This is a genomic window from Actinacidiphila sp. bgisy144, assembly GCF_057708105.1.
This window is the reverse complement of sequence record NZ_JBYIRM010000002.1, coordinates 202,058-218,515: the sequence shown is the minus strand read 5'-3', so window position 1 is coordinate 218,515 and position 16,458 is coordinate 202,058. Positions and strand designations below refer to the sequence as shown.

The window sequence follows — 16,458 nt, the reverse complement described above, 5'->3', positions numbered from 1 at the left end:
GGTGGTCACGCCCGCGCGGGTGGTGGCCGGAATCTGCCTGCTCATTCCACTCGTCAGCATGCTGTGGGTCAGCACCTACTCGCGGCTGACCCCGACCTTCATCGGGATGCCGTTCTTCTACTGGTACCAGCTCGCCTGGGTGCCGGTGTCGGCGGTGCTGACCTACACCGCGTACGTGCTGGTCCGGCGGGACGCGCGCAGCCGCAAGGACGGGGGCGCCAAGTGAACAACCACGTCGACGGGGTCGCGCTCGGCGTCCTCATCTTCTTCTTCGCCGCCGTCACGGCGATGGGCTTCATGGCCGCCCGCTGGCGCCGCGCGGACAACGCGCTGCACCTGGACGAGTGGGGGCTGGGCGGCCGCAGCTTCGGCACCTGGGTGACCTGGTTCCTGCTCGGCGGCGACCTGTACACCGCGTACACCTTCGTCGCCGTCCCGGCGGCCATCTACGGGGCCGGCGCGGCCGGCTTCTTCGCGGTGCCGTACACCATCATCGCCTACCCACTGGTCTTCCTCTTCCTGCCGCGGCTGTGGTCGGTCTCGCGCCGGCACGGCTATGTGACCTCCTCGGACTTCATCCGCGGCCGGTTCGGCTCGAAGAGCCTGTCGGTGGCCGTCGCGCTCACCGGCATCCTGGCCACGATGCCCTACATCGCGCTGCAACTCGTCGGCATCCAGGCCGTGCTGGACGTGGTGGGGATCGGCGGCAGCGACTCGACCAACTGGTTCGTCAAGGACCTGCCGCTGCTGATCGCCTTCGGTGTGCTGGCCGCCTACACCTACTCCTCCGGGCTGCGCGCGCCCGCGCTGATCGCCTTCGTCAAGGACGCGCTGATCTACATCGTGATCGCGGTGGCGATCATCTACATCCCGTACAAGCTGGGCGGGTTCGACGACATCTTCCACAAGGCGAGCACCGCCTACGCGGTGAAGAACCCCGCCACCGGCAAGCCGCGCGGCTCGCTGCTGGTCGCCCCGCAGGCGCAGTGGTCGTACGCCACCCTCGCGCTGGGCTCCGCGATGGCGCTGTTCCTCTACCCCCACTCGGTGACCGCGGTGCTCTCCGGCAAGAGCCGTACCGTCATCCAGCGCAACACCGCGATCCTGCCGCTGTACTCGCTGATGCTCGGGCTGCTGGCGATGCTCGGCTTCATGGCGGTCGCGGACGGCGTCGGCAAGGGCGTCAAGGGCTACAACCCCCAACTCGCCATCCCCCAGCTCTTCGAGAACGTCTTCCCGAGCTGGTTCACCGGGGTCGCCTTCGCCGCGATCGCGATCGGCGCGCTGGTGCCCGCCGCGATCATGTCCATCGCCGCGGCGAACCTGTTCACCCGCAACATCTACAAGGACCTGATCCGCCCCCACGCCACCGCCGAGGAGGAGACCCGCGTCTCCAAGCTGGCCTCGCTGGTGGTGAAGGTCGGCGCGCTGGTCTTCGTGCTGTCGATGGACAAGACCGTGGCGATCAACTTCCAGCTGCTGGGCGGCATCTGGATTCTGCAGACGGTGCCGGCGATCGTCGGCGGGCTGTTCACCCGGTGGTTCCACCGCTGGGCGCTGCTGGCCGGCTGGGCCGCGGGCATGGCGTACGGCACCTGGAAGGCGTACGAGCAGTCCAGCCCGGCGCAGGCGCACTTCGGCGGGAACTCCGACACGATTCCGGGGATCGGCCGGATCGGGTACATCGGGCTCACCGCGTTCGTGCTCAACCTGGTCGTGGCCGTGGTGCTCACATTGGTGCTCCGTGCGGTGAAGGCGCCGGCGGGCACCGACGAGACCGTCCGCGCCGACTACAGCGCGGCGCCGGGCGAACCGGGCGAGCCCGAACTCCCGCTGGCCCCCACGGCCGCCCCTTCCGCATAGCCGCGGGACCTCCCGCCGAGGGTGGTCGACGGGCGTAGGAACCACGCGCGTCGACCACGCGCGTCGACCACCCGGCGGCGGGAAGGTCCGGGCCGCTACGCCGACGGGCTCGGCGAGCGGAAGGTACGCCGGTACGCCTGCGGGGTGGTGCCGGTCCAGCGCACGAAGTGGTGCCGCATGGTGGCCGCGTTGCCGAAACCGGCCCGCAGCGCGACGGAGTCGACCGTCTCGTCGGTCCCCTCCAGCAACTCCCGGGCGAGCAGCACACGTTGCCCGAGCAGCCAGCGGTACGGCGTGGTCCCGGTCTCCTGCTGGAAGCGCCGCGCGAAGGTGCGCGGCGACATGTGGGCGCGCAGCGCCAGCTCCTCCACGGTCACCTCGCGGTCCAGGTGCCGCTCCATCCAGGACAGCACCCCGCCGACGGTGTCGCTCTGCGCGCGGGGCAGCGGCCGGTCCACGTACTGCGCCTGGCCGCCCTCGCGGTGCGGCGGGACCACCATCCGCCGGGCGATGCCGTTGGCGACCGCGCTGCCTTGCTCCTTGCGGACGAGGTGCAGGCAGGCGTCGATCCCCGCCGCGGTGCCGGCCGAAGTGACCACGCCGGCGTCGTCGACGTAGAGCACGTCGGCCTCGACCCGGGCGAGCGGGTGGCGCCGCGCGAGCCGGTCGGCGTGCCGCCAGTGCGCGGCGCAGCGCCGCCCGTCCAGCAGCCCGGCCGCGCCGAGCACGAACACCCCCGAGCACACGCTCAGTACGGTCGCGCCGCGCTCGACCGCGCGGTTGAGCGCGTCCAGCATCGGCTGCGGGAAGTCCCGGTCGTTGTAGGCGTCGCCGGCCGGCACCGCCACGAGGTCGGCCTCCTCCAGCCGCTCCAGGCCCTCGGGCACCACCATCTCGAACCCGGCGTGCGTGCGCACCCGCGGGCCCTCCGCCGAGACCACCGCGAAGTCGTACCGGGGCAGCCCCTCGTCACTGCGGTCGAGCCCGAACACCTCGCAGACCACCCCGAGTTCGAAGGGGTGCACCCCGTCCAGGACCACCGTCGCCACGTTCGCCAGCATGGCGTCCAGAGTGCCATCTGGCAGTATGTTGCGGTAGTACGGCAGTCCTGCCACTGTTCGCCGGTAAGCCGCGTGAGCACCATTGACTCATGACCGTTCTCCTGGACATCGCCGCCCTCCTCGCCCTCGCACTCGCCCTCACCTTCGTCCCCGTCCTCGGCCTGCGCCACGAGGCGAAGATCACCCGGGAACTGAAGGAGGCCGACCGCAAGCGCGCCCAGCCGTGAACCCCCCGAAGGGGCCGGCACCCTCGGTGCCGGCCCCCTGAAAGCCCGCCCGGCGCGGCCCCGCAACGTCCATAGCCCGGACCGGGACTGACCGTGCGACACAACATGTAGGGGTGCCTTCGACGGGCAGCACTACATGTATGCTCGACCTCGTTGCCGCAGGGGAAGCCGGTGGAAATCCGGCGCTGCCCCGCAACGGTGAACGGCCGCGCCCCGGCGCGCCGTACAGCCCGATCGCCTGCCGGCCGCCACGTCCGCGTGCACACCCACGCGGGAGTGCCTCCCGCGCCCTCCGGGCGCGACAGGAGGAACCGTCCGGGCCTCGTGGACTGGGCCGACGGGCGCACGGCGGCGTGCCGGAAAACGCCCCGCCCTGCCTCCCGCCGTCCGCCGCGCGGCCGCCGCCGCGTACGAGGGAGAGCACCACCGTGACCACCGCGCCCACCGCCCCCGCGCCCACCGCCGAGACCGCCTCGGCGGCCCCCACCGCTCCGCCCGGCCGGCCCGTGGTGCCGGAGCCCGCGGACAGCGCCGGTGCCGAACTCCTGCGCACGCTGGTCGCCTTGACCGCCGACCTGCCCGACACCGACCCCGGCCGGGTCAGCGCCGCGGCCCTGCGCGGCCGCAGCGCGGGCGCCGGACGGGCCGAACTGCGCGCCCTGGCCACCGACGCGGCCGCCGGGCTGATCTCCGAGGACCCCGCCTACTCCCGGCTCGCCGCCCGCCTGCTGACCGAGGCCATCGCCGAGGAGGCGGCCGGGCAGGGCGCGGTCTCCTTCACCGCCTCCGTCGCCGTCGGCCACCGCGAGGGCCTGATCGGCGACCGCACCGCCGCCTTCGCCGCCGCCCACGCGGACCGGCTGGACGCGCTGGTGGCCGAGGCCCTCGCGGGCGGTGCCGACGACCGTTTCGGCTACTTCGGCCTGCGCACCCTGCACAGCCGCTACCTGCTGCGGCACCCGATCACCCGCCAGGTGATCGAGACCCCGCAGCACTTCATGCTGCGGGTCGCCTGCGGCCTCGCGGACAACGACAGCGCCGGCACCGGCGCCGACACCGGGGCCGGCACCCGCGCGGTGGACGAGGTCGCCGCGCTGTACCGGCTGATGAGCGCGCTGGAGTACCTGCCCAGCTCCCCCACCCTCTTCAACTCCGGCACCCGCCACCCGCAGATGTCCTCCTGCTACCTGCTGGACTCCCCGCTCGACCAGCTGGACTCCATCTACGACCGCTACCACGAGGTGGCGCGGCTGTCGAAGCACGCGGGCGGCATCGGCATCCCCTACTCCCGGGTGCGGGCCCGCGGTTCGCTGATCCGCGGCACCAACGGGCACTCCAACGGCATCGTGCCGTTCCTGAAGACCCTGGACGCCTCGGTGGCCGCGGTGAACCAGGGCGGGCGCCGCAAGGGCGCCGCCGCGGTCTACCTGGAGACCTGGCACGCCGACATCGAGGAGTTCCTCGAACTGCGCGACAACACCGGCGAGGACGCCCGCCGCACCCACAACCTCAACCTCGCGCACTGGGTGCCGGACGAGTTCATGCGCCGGGTCGACGCCGACGCCGACTGGTCGCTGTTCTCGCCCGCCGACGTGCCCGAGCTGGTCGACCTGTGGGGCGAGGACTTCGACGCCGCCTACCGCCGTGCCGAGGCCGCCGGGCTGGCCCGCCGCACCCTGCCGGCCCGCGAGCTGTACGGCCGGATGATGCGCACCCTCGCGCAGACCGGCAACGGCTGGATGACGTTCAAGGACGCCGCCAACCGCACCGCGAACCAGACCGCCCGGCCCGGGCGGACCGTGCACTCGTCCAACCTGTGCACGGAGATCCTGGAGGTCTCCGACAACTCCGAGACGGCCGTGTGCAACCTGGGGTCGGTGAACCTGGGCGCGTTCGTCGTCGAGGGCGGCGGCGAGGGCAGCAGCGACGGCAATGGCAACGGCGACGGCATCGACTGGGAGCGGCTGGACCGCACCGTGCGCACCGCAGTGACCTTCCTGGACCGCGTGGTGGACATCAACTACTACCCGACCGAGCAGGCCGGCCGCTCCAACGCCCGCTGGCGGCCGGTGGGGCTGGGCGTCATGGGCCTCCAGGACGTCTTCTTCCGGCTCCGCCTGCCCTTCGGCTCCGAGGCCGCCCGCCGGCTGTCCACGAAGATCGCCGAGCGGATCATGCTCGCCGCCTACGAGGCGTCCTGCGACCTCGCCGAGCGCAGCGGACCGCTGCCGGCCTGGGACCAGACCCGCACCTTCGACGGCGTGCTGCACCCCGACCACTTCGCCACCGCCCCGCACTGGCCGGACCGCTGGGCCGCGCTGCGCGCCCGGATCGCCACCACCGGCCTGCGCAACTCGCTGCTGCTGGCGATCGCCCCGACCGCGACCATCGCCTCCATCGCCGGCGTCTACGAGTGCATCGAGCCGCAGGTGTCCAACCTCTTCAAGCGCGAGACGCTCTCCGGTGAGTTCCTCCAGGTCAACTCCTACCTGGTCGCGGACCTCAAGCGGCTGGGGCTGTGGGACGCGCCGACCCGCGAGGCGCTGCGCGAGGCCAACGGCTCGGTGCAGGGCATCGACCGGATTCCCGCGCAGGTGCGCGAGCTGTACCGCACCGCGTGGGAGCTGCCGCAGCGCGCCCTGATCGACCTGGCCGCGGACCGCACGCCGTACCTCGACCAGAGCCAGTCGCTGAACCTGTTCCTGGAGACGCCGACGATCGGCAAGCTCAGCTCGATGTACGCCTACGCCTGGAAGCGGGGGCTGAAGACCACGTACTACCTGCGGTCGCGGCCGGCCACCCGGATCGCCCGCGCGGCGTCCGCCGCCGCGTCGGCGGGGTCCGCACCCGCGGCACCCGCCGCCCCCGCACCCACCGCACCCACCGCGGCACCCGCCGCCGTACCGGTGATCGCCGACGCCGACGCGATCGCCTGCTCCCTTGAGAACCCCGAGTCCTGCGAGGCATGCCAGTAATGACCACCGAGACCGCCCGCACCACCGCCGCGAAGAACCTGCTCGACCCGGGCTTCGAACTGACCCTGCGCCCGATGCGCTACCCGGACTTCTACGAGCGCTACCGCGACGCCATCAAGAACACCTGGACCGTGGAGGAGGTCGACCTCCACTCCGACGTCGCCGACCTCGCCAAGCTCTCCCCGGCCGAACAGCACCTGATCGGACGGCTCGTGGCGTTCTTCGCCACCGGCGACTCCATCGTCTCCAACAACCTGGTGCTCACCCTCTACAAGCACATCAACTCCCCCGAGGCGCGGCTCTACCTGTCCCGCCAGCTCTTCGAGGAGGCCGTCCACGTCCAGTTCTACCTGACCCTCCTGGACACCTACCTGCCCGACCCCGACGACCGCGCCGCCGCGTTCGCCGCCGTCGAGAACATCCCCTCCATCCGCGAGAAGGCGCAGTTCTGCTTCCGCTGGATGGACTCCGTGGAGACCGTCGACCGGCTGAACGACCGCGACGACCGGCGCCGCTTCCTGCTCAACCTGATCTGCTTCGCCGCCTGCATCGAGGGCCTGTTCTTCTACGGCGCCTTCGCCTACGTGTACTGGTTCCGCTCCCGCGGTCTGCTGCACGGCCTGGCCACCGGCACCAACTGGGTGTTCCGCGACGAGACGATGCACATGTCCTTCGCGTTCGACGTCGTGGACACCGTGCGCAAGGAGGAGCCGGACCTCTTCGACGCCGAACTGCGCGACCAGGTCACCGACATGATGCGCGAGGCGGTCGAGGCGGAACTGCTCTTCGCCCGCGACCTGTGCGGCGACGGCCTGCCCGGCATGAACACCTCGTCCATGCGGGAGTACCTCCAGTGCGTCGCCGACCAGCGGCTCACCCGCCTCGGCTTTCCCGCGGTCTACGGCTCGGAGAACCCCTTCTCCTTCATGGAGTTGCAGGGCGTGCAGGAGCTCACCAACTTCTTCGAGCGCCGCCCCTCCGCCTACCAGATCGCCGTCGAGGGCACGGTGGCCCTCGACGAGGACTTCTGAGCGCGGCCTGACTTCTGGGTGCGGGCTTCCGAGTGCGGCCGCGTCAGTCGTTGGGGACCGTCTCGAAGCGGGGGGTGGCCTCGGCCATCTGCCGCATGACGTCCTTGCGGTCGCGCTTGGAGAGGCGGTCGATGTAGAGGCGGCCGTAGAGGTGGTCGGTCTCGTGCTGGAGGCAGCGCGCGAAGTAGCCGGTGCCCTGGACGGTGATCGGGTTGCCCTGGAGGTCCTGGCCGCGGACCACCGCGTAGTCGGGGCGGGCGAGCTCCATGTAGGCGCCCGGCACGGACAGGCAGCCCTCGTTGGAGTCGTCCAGCCGGCGCCGGTCCGCGGGGAGTTCGACGAGCACCGGGTTGCAGACGGCGCCGACGTGCCGGACGTCGTCGTCATCGGCGCAGTCGTAGACGAAGACCTTCAGGTCGACGCCGATCTGGTTCGCGGCCAGGCCGACCCCCTCGGCGGCGCGCTGCGAGGCGAACATGTCGTCCACCAGGGCGAGGAGGGCGTCGTCGAAGTCGGTGACGTCCTGGCACTCGCGGTGCAGCACCGGGTTGCCCACGACCGTGATCGGCCGCACGGTGCCGCGCTCGCGGTGGGCCTGCTCGCGGTCCGCCGCGTCGGTCACGTCGTCGACGAAGTCGGGTTGCTGCTCGGTGTGCTGCTGGGACATCTCCGCCGTACGCCTTCCCGGAACCTGAAAGTGATCCGTCCCAGGGTACGGGACCGCGCGGGGCCCCACCGCCGAGATCGCGAAGCGGGCCGGGGCCGGGCCGGGCGGCGGGCGGGGAGGGTCAGCAGACCTCTTCCAGGTCCCGCCAGTCCCGGGTGTCCGGGCTGTCGGCGACCCAGCTGTCGAGCAGGCCGTGGACCAGGCCGGCCGGGGCGGCGATGCCGCACTCCCGCTCGGGGGTCCAGCCCGGCTCCTCCCCGGCGTGGCTGAGGTGGCTGAGGTGGCCCGGGTGGCCCGGCTCGCCGTGGTCGTGCGGGTCGCGGGTGGCCGCGGAGCCGTCGTCGGTGGGCATCCGGCTCTCCGAGCAGGTGCGGCACAGCAGCCGCACCGAGGACGACCAGTCCTCGGCGGCGTAACCGGCCTCGGCGGCCAGCCGTTCCAGGGCGTCGCGGTCGGCCTGGGTGCCGGCTTCCAGGAGCACCAGCCAGGTCGGCACTGGCGAGGGCGCCCACAGCTCGATCTCGTCGAAGACCGGGTAGACCGACGCGCCGGAACCGCGTTCGGTGGCCCGCTCGCCGTGCGGCACTCCGTCGTGGAGGACGACCTCGCCCCAGCGCCGCCCGGAGGACGGCAGCGGGATGGACAGCACCTCGATCCGGGCGGGGTCCAGCCGCCGCCCCCAGACGACCTCGGCCTCGCCCTCGGGGGACAGCCGCACCGCGGCGCTGCCCAGCGGCAGCCGCACCGACTCCTCGCCGCCGCGCTCGGCGGTGCCGGCCGGCATCCGCAGCCCGTACGCCTGCCAGGCGCGGCGGGCCAGCGGCCAGTCCTGGAGGGCGGTCGCGGCGATGCCGAGGTTCCACCAGTCGGGAGCTCCGACCGGGCGGTCCAGCAGCGCGACCGCGCGCAGCCCGGCGATCCGGGCCTGGGCCCAGTCGTGCCGGAACTTGTGCAGCAGCGCGAGGTTGTACCAGGACTCCGACAGCCACGGCTCCAGATCGGCGGCCCGGGTCAGCAGCGCGCCGGCGTCCTCGTAGCGACCGTCGTCGATCAGCGTGAACGCCCGGTCGGTGGCCTGGCGCCACGTGGGCGACGGCCGGTGCCGCACTCTTCCGAAGATCTTCAACGTCAGTTCCCGCCTGCCCGCTCAGCCGGTCGGCCCGGTGCGGCCCGTAGCACCCTGTACGACACCAACCTTGCACATTCTGGCCGTTGTCTCAGCCCGAGCCCGCTGCTCGCGGAACGCGGGCCTCACCCGACTCCCTTGCCCTTCGCACCGGCATCCAACCATGCCCAGGTCGGACGGTGTGCGGGCACCCTGGACAGCAGGGGGCCCTCGACCGCCGCGGTCGCCCCGCACAGCACCGCGGCCGGCCGGTCGGGCAGGTCCGGCCGGTGCGAAAGGTCCGGCCGGTGCGAAAGGTCCGGCCGGTGCGGAATATCCGGCAGGTCCGGCCGGTGCGGCATTTCGGCCGCGGGGCGCGCCGCGAGCGCGCCCGCCAGCGCCTCCACCATCATCGGGTCGAACTGCGTGCCCGCGCAGCGCCGCAGCTCCGCCAGCGCGGGCCCGTCCGGCCGGGCCCGGCGGTAGCTGCGGGTGGACGTCATCGCGTCGAACGCGTCGGCCACCGCCACGATCCTGGCCGCCTCCGGAATCCGGCCCCCGGCCAGCCCGTACGGGTACCCGGTGCCGTCGATCCGCTCGTGGTGGTGCAGTACCGCGGCGCGGGCCTCCCCGAGCACGGAGATGCCGCGCAGCACGCTGTCCCCGTCGGCCGGGTGGCGCTCGATCACGCGGCGCTCCTCGTCGGTGAGCGGGCCGTTCTTGCGCAGCACCCCGGTCGGCACCGCGAGCTTGCCGATGTCGTGCAGGGTGCCGCCGAGCCGGACCGCCTCGACCCGGGCCGCGGGCGCGCCCAGTTCGCGGGCGACCAGCGCGGCCAGCGTGCCGACCCGCTCGCTGTGCGCCCTGGTGTAGGGGTCCTTGAGCTCCAGGGCCTGCATCAGCGCCTGCACGGTCGCCTGCTGCGCCTCCTGCCGGACCCGGCGGGCGCAGGCGGGACCCCAGCAGACCGCGTGCGGCGGCGAGCGGCGGTGTGCGGCTGGCACGGCGGCGCCTCCTAGTCCGTACGGACGTGTACGAGACTCAGGAGGATAGGGCCGCGGCGCCCGGCGATCCGGACTTTGGGGCCATTACGCCGGAAGGGGGCACCGCCGCCCACTCGTAGGGGTGAGTTACGGCCGAGTGGCTTGACGCCGGTCCGGAAGCCGTCCCGGGGCCGTCAGGCCGACGGCGCCTCGGTCGTGGTGATCTCGGAGCCGACCGCCTCCTGGTCGGAGACGTCCTCGCCGCGGCGGACCAGCTCGATCCGCATCATCACCTTGGACCGCAGGTCGCGGGGCACGTCGTCGGAGCCGCAGCAGCGTTTCACCAGCTTCTTGACGGCGACTTCCAGGCCGTACTTCTCCAAGCAGGGGTGGCACTCGTCGAAGTGCTCCTTGAACTTGGCGCAGGCGTCGTCGGACATCTCCTCGTCGAGGTACTCGTAGAGGTGGTCGAGCACCTCGGAGCAGTCCGTCTCATGTGCGTCTCCGCAGCTCATGAATCCGCGCCCTTCTCACGTGCCGCACCGGCGGGGACGAGCCCGCGGTCCCGGGCGTAGTCCTCGAGCAGTTCGCGGAGCTGGCGGCGTCCGCGGTGCAGCCGCGACATCACGGTCCCGATGGGTGTACCCATGATGTCCGCGATCTCCTTGTACGCAAAGCCCTCGACATCCGCGAGATACACCGCGATGCGGAACTCCTCGGGGATGGTCTGCAGGGCCGTCTTCACGTCGGAGTCGGGCAGGTGGTCCAGCGCCTGGGACTCCGCGGAGCGCAGGCCGGTGGACATGTGCGACTCGGCGCGTGCGAGCTGCCAGTCCTCGATCTCCTCCGAGCCGCTGCGCAGCGGCTCGCGCTGCTTCTTGCGGTAGGAGTTGATGAAGCTGTTGGTGAGGATGCGGTACAGCCACGCCTTGAGGTTGGTGCCCTCGCGGAACTGGTGGAACGACGCGTACGCCTTCGCGTACGTCTCCTGCACCAGGTCCTCGGCATCGGCCGGGTTGCGCGTCATGCGCAGGGCGGCCGAGTACATCTGGTCCAGGAACTCCAGCGCGTCCCGCTCGAACCGCCGGCTGCGCTGCGCCTCGGTCTCCTGTGCCGCCCCCGTGGCCGCGGACACGGGCTCGCCCGAAGCGGACGCACCCGTCGTGCCCGCCGTGCTGTCGTCGGTGCCGGTGACCGGACCCACCTCCTCGATAACGCCGGCGCGCCCAGAAGAGGACCCGCCCGCTTGGGAGGATATTGCACGGCTGGTGGACGTGCCGGTCGCGGCCTTGCCCCGGTCCTGCTCGGGCCACCGGGTCCAGTCCAGATACGGCGCTGCGGCGGCCTGACCAGCACTGACGGGCGCGATCTGCGCGCTCACCTGTGCCGCGGCCTCCTCGCGTGACCGGCATGCGGCTGAAACCATGCGGCTGCCTCTCTCACCCTGTGCGGTACCGCCCGGCGCGGCCCTGTCGACACGCACAACAGCGCGCGCGCTGTCGTCATTCCCGCGGACGAGAAGCGCACCCGTTCGGCCTACCGCGCCGGTTGCAGGCCCCTCACTCCGGGGCGGCGAACCCCAGTCCCGCCAGCCATTCCGCGACGGCCCCGGTGATCCGGGCGAGCGCCGCTTCCTGGGTGACCGGCGCCCGCTTGGGCACCGCGAAGGCGTGGTCGGCGTGCGGCACCTCGATCGGGCGCCGCTCCGCCGGGAACTCCTCGGGCCGCCCGAAGGGGTCGGCGCCGCCCTGCACGCCGAGCAGCGGCACCACGTCGGCCGCGCCCGCCAGTTCGTCGTAGCGGGACTTCTCCGGCCTGCCGGGCGGGTGCAGCGGGTAAGCCAGCGCGAGCACGGCGGCCGCGCCCAGCTCCGGCGCGGTGCGGCAGGCGACCCGGGCGCCCGCGCTGCGCCCGCCGGCCACCACCGGCAGCCCGGGCGCGGCCAGCCGCGGCCACACCGCCCGCCAGCCGGTGTCCAGGGTTTTCGGCGCCGGGGCGATCTTCTTCCCGGCGACCCGCCAGGGCTGCTCGACCAGCGCGACGCCCACCTCGCGGCCTGGCAGCGCCTCGGCCAGCGCGGCCAGGTCGCGGGCGGTGATGCCGCCGCCCGCGCCGTGCCCGAGGGCCAGTACGCAGCGGGCCCGGCCCGCGGGCCGGTGCCAGATGATCCGGGCCGGGCCCGCCGGGGTCTCGACGCTCTCTACGCTCTCGACGTCAGGGGTGTGCATCCCGCCAAGCCTGCCAGAGCGCCCCGGCCCGGGCGGCGCGGCCCGCAGGCCGTGCGTCGGAGGCGTGCGCCGGATCGGAAGCGCGCGTCAGATCAGAAGCGTGCGCCGGATCGGAAGCGCGCGTCAGAAGAGCGTCTCCTCCTCCGGCGCCGCCAGCTCCGCGAGGAGTTCCGGCCCGTTGTTCCGCACGTTGCTGACCGCGGTGCCGACCGGGTGGGCCCGCAGCAGTCCCGCGGGCGGGGCGGTCAGCAGGCCCTGGAGCACCTCGGGGTCGCTGCTTCGCGGGTCCAGCCAGGCGTCCCAGCGGTCGGGGGTCATCATCAGCGGCATCCGCGGGTGGATGGCGGCGAGCGAGCGGGGGCCGGTCCCGTCGTATCCGGCCAGGTCGGTGGTCTCCGCCTCGGTGGTGAGCACCGTGCAGGTGGCCCACCAGGCGCGCGGGTGGCCGTCGGGGAGGGTCGCGTCGCGCCAGAACTCGTAGAGCCCGGCCATCGCGAAGACCGAGCCGTCGGCGGGGGTGACGAAGTAGGGCTGCTTGCGGGAGCGCTTCTTGCGGCCCTCCTCCTCCAGCTGCCGCTCCTGGACGCCGGTCACCCACTCGTAGTACCCGTCGGCGGGGATCAGGCAGCGGCGGGCGGTCAGCGCGCGGCGGAAGGACGGCTTCTCGGCGGCTGTCTCGGCGCGGGCGTTGATCATCCGCACCCCCACGTCGGGGCTCTTCGCCCAGGACGGCACCAGGCCCCAGCGCAGCGTCCGCAGCTGCCGGACCGGCTCCGGGGAACCGGAGTCACGCACAGGACGGTCGAGTATGACGGAGACGTCCTTGGTCGGAGCGACGTTCCAGTCGGGCGCGAGGGTCTCCTCCGGGTCCCACCGGTGGACCTCGAAGAGGTCGACGAGTTCCTCGGGTTTCCGGCTCGCCGCATATCGACCGCACATGGCTGCCACACTGCCACGACCACGGGCCCGGCCGACACCCCGGGCACGGCAGGGCCCGTCCCGGGCCGCGGGAGACCCGAGAGGAATGAGCACCGCATGAACGTCGCGAGCATCACCGAGATGTGGGACCGGCTGACCGGCACGCAGTCCGCCCCCTCGCACTGGCTGGTGGGGGCCACGGCCCTGGTCGCACTGGCCGCCGTGGTGGTGCGCGGTGCCTGGCACCTCACCCGCAACGCCGTGACGATCGCGCACGAGGGCGGCCACGGCCTGGTCGCCCTGCTGACCGGCCGCCGCCTCCAGGGCATACAGCTGCACTCCGACACCTCGGGCCTGACCGTCTCCAAGGGCCGCCCGCACGGCCCCGGCATGGTCTTCACCGCCGCCGCCGGCTACACCGCTCCCCCGCTGCTGGGCCTGGCCGGAGCCGGGCTGCTGACCGCCGGGCACATCACCGCGCTGCTGTGGGGCGCGACCGCGCTGCTCCTGGTGATGCTCGTCATGATCCGCAACGCGTACGGGGTGCTGACCGTGGTCGTCACCGGCGCGCTGTTCCTGCTGGTGTCGTGGCTGACGAACGCGCAGGTGCAGGCCGTGTTCGCGTACCTGGTGGTGTGGTTCCTGCTGCTGGGCGGGGTCCGGCCGGTCGCGGAATTGCAGGGCTCCCGCCGCCGGGACCGCAGCGGTGCCTCGGACGCCGACCAGCTCGCCCGGCTCACGCACACCCCGGCGGCCCTGTGGCTGCTGCTGTTCTACGTCGTCGCGCTGTGCTCGCTGTTCGCCGGCGGCCGGTGGCTGCTGGTGCGGTGAGGCGGCGCCCAGAACGGCGGGCGGCCGGAAAAGCCGCCGGGCGGCACGGGGGCACGGGGCCTTCGGGGGGTCCGTTGCGGGCGGACGGGCGGCAGAGGGTAGCGGCACCCTGTTTCCGGCGGGTTTCGCCGTATTCGTCGGCTCATCTCCCCTGACCTGAGCCACTAGGCTTGCTGCCCATGACCGACAGCACCCCGCAGACCGATCTGTGGCCGGCCCCGACCGCGCCCGCCGCCGTGGACGCCACCGTCCACGTGCCGGGTTCGAAGTCGGTGACCAACCGCGCCCTGGTGCTCGCCGCGCTGTCCGCGGAGCCCGGATGGCTGCGCCGCCCGCTGCGCAGCCGCGACACCGTGCTCATGGCGGACGCGCTGCGCGCGATGGGCGTGCAGATCGACGAAACGGTCAACCCCGACGGCGGCGAGGCCTGGCGGATCATCCCCGCCGGGCTGTACGGCCCGGCCACCGTGGACGTCGGCAACGCGGGCACCGTGATGCGCTTCCTGCCGCCGGTGGCCTCGCTCGCCGACGGCCCGGTCCGCTTCCAGGGCGACGCCCGGTCCTACGAGCGCCCGCTGCACGGCGTGATCGACGCCCTGCGCGCGCTCGGCGCCCGGATCGACGACGAGGGCCGCGGCGCGCTGCCGATGACCGTGCACGGCGCCGGGTCGCTGTCCGGCGGCGCGGTGGACATCGACGCGTCGTCCTCGTCGCAGTTCGTCAGCTCCCTGCTGCTGTCCGGGCCGCGCTTCAACAAGGGCCTGGAGCTGCGGCACACCGGCGAGTCACTGCCGTCGGTGCCGCACATCCGGATGACCGTCGACATGCTGCGCAAGGCCGGCGCCAAGGTGGACGCCCCCGAGGACGGCGGCACCGCCGGTGTCTGGCGGGTCGCGGCGGGCGCGCTGCTGGGCCGGGACCTGACGGTGGAGCCGGACCTGTCGAACGCGGCGCCGTTCCTGGCCGCCGCCCTGGTCACCGGCGGCCGCGTCACCGTGCCGGGCTGGCCGCGCGTCACCGCGCAGCCCGGCGACGCGCTGCGCGACATCTTCACCCGGATGGGCGGCTCCTGCGAGCTGACCGACCACGGCCTGACCTTCGCCGGCAGCGGCCGGCTGCGTCCGCTCGTCGCCGACCTGGGCGACGTGGGCGAGCTGACCCCGGTGATCGCCGCGGTCGCCGCGCTCGCCGACGGCGAGTCCCGGCTGACCGGCATCGCCCATCTGCGGCTGCACGAGACCGACCGGCTGGCCGCGCTGGCCGCCGAGCTGAACGCCCTGGGCGGCGACGTCCACGAGACCGACGACGGCCTGGTGATCCGCCCCCGCGCGCTGCACGGCGGGGTCTTCCACACCTACGACGACCACCGGCTCGCCACGGCAGCCGCGGTGATCGGGTTGGCCGTGCCCGGCGTCGAGGTGGAGGACATCGCGACGACCGCGAAGACGCTGCCGGACTTCGCCGACCTGTGGACGGGCATGCTGGCCCGCCCGGGCACCGGGCCCGCGGGTCCCGGCGCCGGGCAAGGACGGAGCTGACCTCCATGCGCCGCTACGGCAAGAACCCCGACGAGGACGACGTCCGGGTCCGCCCGAACAGCCGGGGCACCCGCCCGCGCACCTCGATCCGCCCCAAGCACGAGGACGCCGCCGAGGGCATGGTGCTCACCGTGGACCGCGGCCGGCTCACCGTCCTGGTCGAGGACCGCGAGGTCACCGCGATGAAGGCGCGCGAGCTGGGCCGCAAGTCGGCGGTGGTCGGCGACCGGGTGGCCGTGGTCGGCGACCTGTCGGGCGCCAAGGACACCCTGGCGCGCATCGTGCGGGTGGAGAAGCGCACCTCGGTACTGCGCCGCACCGCCGACGACACCGACCCCTACGAGCGGGTGGTGGTCGCCAACGCCGACCAGCTGGCCATCGTCACCGCGCTCGCCGACCCCGAGCCGCGCCCCCGGATGATCGACCGCTGCCTGGTCGCCGCCTATGACGCGGGCCTGACCCCGCTGCTGGTGCTCACCAAGTCCGACCTGGCGCCGCCCGAGCCGCTGCTGGAGACCTATGGCGCGCTCGACCTGCCGTACGTCGTCACCAACCGGGACGACTTCCTGACCGGCGGGGTGGAGCAGGTCCGGCAGCGGCTGGCCGGGCACGTCACCGCGCTGGTCGGGCACAGCGGGGTGGGCAAGACCACGCTGGTGAACGCGCTGGTCGAGCGGCAGCGGACCACCGGTGTGGTCAACGCCGTCACCGGCCGCGGCCGCCACACCACCACCTCGGCGCTCGCGCTGCCGCTGCCCGGCGAGAACGGGTGGGTGATCGACACCCCGGGGGTGAGGTCGTTCGGCCTGGCGCACATCGACCCGTCGCGGGTGATCCAGGCGTTCCCCGACCTGGTGCCCGGCACCGAGGAGTGCCCGCGCGCCTGCTCGCACGACGAGCCGGACTGCGCGCTGGACGCCTGGGTGGCGGCCGGCCACGCCGAACCCGCCCGGCTGGACTCGCTGCGCCGCCTGCTGGCCACCCGCGAGCGCCACGAAGGCGACTGACGGCGTGAAGCTCACCGCGGCACG

At 73.1% G+C, this 16,458-nt stretch carries 16 protein-coding genes; 8 read left to right on the top strand and 8 right to left on the bottom strand.

Translation table 11 applies throughout. From position 1 onward, the window contains the following. Window position 1: 1 nt before the first annotated feature. Window positions 2-226 (top strand): DUF3311 domain-containing protein, encoded by a 225-nt coding sequence (locus AC3EVP_RS03925; RefSeq protein ID WP_435126001.1) that lies wholly within the window; start codon window positions 2-4, stop codon window positions 224-226. Next, window positions 223-1,863, top strand: coding sequence for a monocarboxylate uptake permease MctP (mctP, locus tag AC3EVP_RS03920; protein WP_435125998.1), 1,641 nt, complete (start codon window positions 223-225; stop codon window positions 1,861-1,863). Before AC3EVP_RS03925 ends, mctP begins: the two co-directional genes overlap by 4 nt. 95 nt (window positions 1,864-1,958) lie before the next feature. On the opposite strand, the gene AC3EVP_RS03915 is transcribed toward mctP, so the two are convergent. Continuing rightward, entirely contained in the window at window positions 1,959-2,924 is a 966-nt protein-coding gene (locus AC3EVP_RS03915; RefSeq protein WP_435125995.1) for a helix-turn-helix domain-containing protein, read from the bottom strand. Between the two features lie 89 nt (window positions 2,925-3,013). On the opposite strand from AC3EVP_RS03915, the gene AC3EVP_RS03910 reads away from it, so the two are divergent. The 3 genes from AC3EVP_RS03910 to AC3EVP_RS03900 all read left to right on the top strand — a co-directional run bounded on the left by AC3EVP_RS03910 (window position 3,014) and on the right by AC3EVP_RS03900 (window position 7,157). Further along, window positions 3,014-3,151, top strand: coding sequence for a hypothetical protein (locus AC3EVP_RS03910; RefSeq protein WP_435125992.1), 138 nt, complete (start codon window positions 3,014-3,016; stop codon window positions 3,149-3,151). A 506-nt stretch (window positions 3,152-3,657) separates the two neighbouring features. Next, complete coding sequence (locus AC3EVP_RS03905; protein WP_435126278.1) at window positions 3,658-6,126, top strand: ribonucleoside-diphosphate reductase subunit alpha; 2,469 nt, start codon at window positions 3,658-3,660, stop codon at window positions 6,124-6,126. After that, the gene (locus AC3EVP_RS03900; RefSeq protein WP_435125989.1) at window positions 6,126-7,157 is read left to right on the top strand and encodes a ribonucleotide-diphosphate reductase subunit beta; all 1,032 of its coding nucleotides are present in this window, start codon (window positions 6,126-6,128) and stop codon (window positions 7,155-7,157) included. The genes AC3EVP_RS03905 and AC3EVP_RS03900 overlap by 1 nt, the downstream gene beginning before the upstream one ends. Window positions 7,158-7,200: 43 nt before the next feature. Here AC3EVP_RS03900 and def read toward each other — a convergent pair whose 3' ends face one another. The 7 genes from def to AC3EVP_RS03865 form a co-directional block, all read right to left on the bottom strand. After that, window positions 7,201-7,824, bottom strand: a complete 624-nt coding sequence (gene def, locus AC3EVP_RS03895; protein ID WP_335977290.1) for a peptide deformylase — start codon at window positions 7,822-7,824, stop codon at window positions 7,201-7,203. A 121-nt stretch (window positions 7,825-7,945) separates the two neighbouring features. Then, window positions 7,946-8,950 carry a tetratricopeptide repeat protein gene (locus AC3EVP_RS03890; protein WP_335977293.1) on the bottom strand — a complete coding sequence of 335 codons (1,005 nt, stop codon included), beginning with the start codon at window positions 8,948-8,950 and terminating at the stop codon, window positions 7,946-7,948. Between the two features lie 125 nt (window positions 8,951-9,075). Beyond that, the gene (locus tag AC3EVP_RS03885) at window positions 9,076-9,933 is read right to left on the bottom strand and encodes an HD-GYP domain-containing protein (protein ID WP_435125984.1); all 858 of its coding nucleotides are present in this window, start codon (window positions 9,931-9,933) and stop codon (window positions 9,076-9,078) included. A 173-nt stretch (window positions 9,934-10,106) separates the two neighbouring features. Beyond that, on the bottom strand, window positions 10,107-10,427 hold the full coding sequence (gene rsrA, locus AC3EVP_RS03880; protein WP_435125981.1) for a mycothiol system anti-sigma-R factor: 321 nt from the start codon (window positions 10,425-10,427) through the stop codon (window positions 10,107-10,109). Next, window positions 10,424-11,116 (bottom strand): sigma-70 family RNA polymerase sigma factor, encoded by a 693-nt coding sequence (locus tag AC3EVP_RS03875; RefSeq protein ID WP_335977595.1) that lies wholly within the window; start codon window positions 11,114-11,116, stop codon window positions 10,424-10,426. Before AC3EVP_RS03875 ends, rsrA begins: the two co-directional genes overlap by 4 nt. A 355-nt stretch (window positions 11,117-11,471) precedes the next feature. Continuing rightward, window positions 11,472-12,140: an alpha/beta hydrolase family protein gene (locus AC3EVP_RS03870; RefSeq protein ID WP_435125978.1), complete on the bottom strand. Its 669-nt coding sequence runs from the start codon at window positions 12,138-12,140 to the stop codon at window positions 11,472-11,474. Window positions 12,141-12,263: 123 nt separating this feature from the next. Further along, window positions 12,264-13,079, bottom strand: coding sequence for an SOS response-associated peptidase (locus AC3EVP_RS03865; RefSeq protein WP_435125975.1), 816 nt, complete (start codon window positions 13,077-13,079; stop codon window positions 12,264-12,266). A gap of 96 nt (window positions 13,080-13,175) precedes the next feature. On the opposite strand from AC3EVP_RS03865, the gene AC3EVP_RS03860 reads away from it, so the two are divergent. From AC3EVP_RS03860 to rsgA, 3 genes are all read left to right on the top strand, one after another. Then, on the top strand, window positions 13,176-13,889 hold the full coding sequence (locus AC3EVP_RS03860; RefSeq protein ID WP_335977305.1) for a M50 family metallopeptidase: 714 nt from the start codon (window positions 13,176-13,178) through the stop codon (window positions 13,887-13,889). Window positions 13,890-14,068: 179 nt separating this feature from the next. Next, a complete protein-coding gene (aroA, locus tag AC3EVP_RS03855; RefSeq protein WP_335977308.1) occupies window positions 14,069-15,427 on the top strand; it encodes a 3-phosphoshikimate 1-carboxyvinyltransferase in 1,359 nt (452 codons plus the stop codon). Between the two features lie 5 nt (window positions 15,428-15,432). Next, window positions 15,433-16,434, top strand: a complete 1,002-nt coding sequence (gene rsgA, locus AC3EVP_RS03850; RefSeq protein ID WP_335977311.1) for a ribosome small subunit-dependent GTPase A — start codon at window positions 15,433-15,435, stop codon at window positions 16,432-16,434. Window positions 16,435-16,458 lie beyond the last annotated feature (24 nt).